We start from the raw sequence: 2,028 nt of genomic DNA on the forward strand, positions 1-2,028 counted from the left end.
GAAATGGTCATGCCGGGCGACAACGTCGGCATCACGGTCAAGCTGATTGCGCCGATCGCCATGGAGACGGGCTTGCGCTTCGCCATCCGTGAAGGTGGTCGCACCGTCGGCTCGGGCGTCGTTGCAACGATCCTCGCGTAATCAATGCGTGACGCGCATCGGGCGGCCTCCGCCCGGTGCTCACCACCTGCTCTTCAAGGAACCGTCATGCAAAAGCAAAAGATCCGCATCCGCCTCAAGGCGTTTGACTACAAGCTGATCGACCAGTCGGCCCTCGAGATTGTCGAGACCGCCAAGCGCACAGGCGCCATCGTCAAGGGCCCCGTGCCGCTGCCGACACGCATGGAGCGCTTCGACATCCTGCGTTCTCCACACGTCAACAAGACCAGCCGCGACCAGTTCGAGATCCGAACTCATCAGCGCCTGATGGACATCGTCGACCCGACCGACAAGACGGTCGACGCGCTCATGAAGCTCGACCTGCCCGCGGGCGTCGACGTCGAAATCAAGCTGCAGTGATTCAAGGCCCGTTGGGGCCATCAAGCATTAAAGGCCCCGACCCTGTCTTGACAGGTCGGGGCCTTCTCTTTGGCCGCAGCCCTACTCCGCCCCTTGCATCGGGGCGCCGCTGCAAGCTATACTCGCCAGCTTTTCCGGGTTGGGCTATGCCTGCTCGGTGTTCGCGCGTGAGGTCTCGGGTCACCCTGGGCCAATCGCAAAATCAGCCCGGCCAATCGATGTCGGGTGTTCGTAATAGCTTCCGTCGCGAGAGCGGCTGGGGCTGGAGAAAAAAATGAGTCTGAGCAACCGTCTCGGTTTGCTGGGCCGCAAGGTGGGCATGATGCGCATCTTCACAGACGATGGCGACACCATCCCTGTGACGGTGCTGGATGTGTCCAACAACCGTGTGACCCAGATCAAGACCCAAGAGACCGACGGCTACAGCGCCATTCAAGTGGCGTTCGGTGCGCGCAAAGCTTCGCGTGTCACAAAGCCTGAGGCCGGCCACCTCGCCAAGGCGGGCGTCGAAGCCGGTGAAGTCCTCAAGGAGTTTCGCGTCGAGGCCGACGTCGCAGCCCAGTATCAAGCTGGCGCGACGGTTCCGGTGACGATGTTTGTCGCCGGCCAGTTGGTCGACGTGCAGGGCACGTCAATCGGCAAGGGCTTCGCAGGCACCATCAAGCGCCACAACTTCAGATCGCAACGCGCGTCGCACGGCAACAGTCGTTCGCACAACGTGCCTGGCTCGATTTCCATGGCTCAGGATCCGGGTCGCGTGTTCCCGGGCAAGAAGATGACTGGCCACATGGGCGACGAAACCTGCACCACGCAGAACCTGGACATCGTGCGCGTTGACGAAGCCCGGCAACTGCTGTTGGTACGCGGCGCGGTCCCGGGCGCCAAGAACGGTCACGTTGTTGTTCGCCCGGCCGTCAAGGTCAAAGTCAAGAAGGGAGCCAACTGATGCAACTCGAGCTCCTGAACGAGCAGGGTCAGGCCACCGCCAAGGTGGAAGCGCCTGACGCCATCTTCGCTCGCGACTACAACGAAGCCCTGGTGCACCAGGTGGTCGTGGCCTTCCAGGCCAACGCCCGCCAGGGCACCCGCGCCCAGAAGGACCGTGAACAGGTCCATCACTCGACCAAGAAGCCTTTCCGCCAAAAGGGTACCGGCCGCGCTCGCGCCGGCATGACCTCGTCGCCTCTGTGGCGCGGCGGCGGTCGCATCTTCCCGAACATGCCTGACGAGAATTTCTCGCACAAGCTGAACAAGAAGATGTACCGCGCAGGCATGGCTGCGATCCTGTCGCAGCTGGCCCGCGAAGGCCGTCTGGCCGTGGTGGACTCGATCTCGATCGAAGCCCCCAAGACCAAGCTGCTGGCCGCCAAGTTCAAGGCCATGGGCCTGGACTCGGTGCTGGTGATCGTCGATCAGATCGACGACAACATTGCCCTGGCCTCGCGCAACCTGCCGAACGTGCTGGTCGTCGAGCCCCGTTACGCCGATCCGCTGTCACTCGTCTTCTAC

4 protein-coding genes are annotated in these 2,028 nt (G+C 62.6%); all 4 read left to right on the forward strand.

Annotation, left to right across the window (positions count from 1 at the left end):
- Positions 1-141 (forward strand): EF-Tu C-terminal domain-related protein (locus RMO40_RS06730; protein ID WP_489660120.1); only part of this gene is annotated, 141 nt, incomplete at its 5' end.
- A 66-nt stretch (positions 142-207) separates the two neighbouring features.
- Positions 208-519, forward strand: a complete 312-nt coding sequence (rpsJ, locus tag RMO40_RS06735; protein ID WP_056194266.1) for a 30S ribosomal protein S10 — start codon at positions 208-210, stop codon at positions 517-519.
- A 274-nt stretch (positions 520-793) separates the two neighbouring features.
- The gene (rplC, locus tag RMO40_RS06740; protein WP_309718087.1) at positions 794-1,465 is read left to right on the forward strand and encodes a 50S ribosomal protein L3; all 672 of its coding nucleotides are present in this window, start codon (positions 794-796) and stop codon (positions 1,463-1,465) included.
- A partial coding sequence (rplD, locus tag RMO40_RS06745) for a 50S ribosomal protein L4 (RefSeq protein WP_309718089.1) occupies positions 1,465-2,028 on the forward strand: 564 nt, incomplete at its 3' end. The genes rplC and rplD, both read left to right, overlap by 1 nt.

Origin of the sequence: Rhizobacter sp. (assembly GCF_031412075.1) — a bacterium.
Lineage (GTDB): Bacteria > Pseudomonadota > Gammaproteobacteria > Burkholderiales > Burkholderiaceae_C > Rhizobacter.

Excerpts from the sequence above, each read along its gene's own strand:
- rpsJ (WP_056194266.1), top strand. The coding sequence starts at position 208 with ATGCAAAAGCAAAAGATCCGCATCCGCCTCAAGGCGTTTGACTACAAG.
- rplC (WP_309718087.1), top strand. The coding sequence starts at position 794 with ATGAGTCTGAGCAACCGTCTCGGTTTGCTGGGCCGCAAGGTGGGCATG.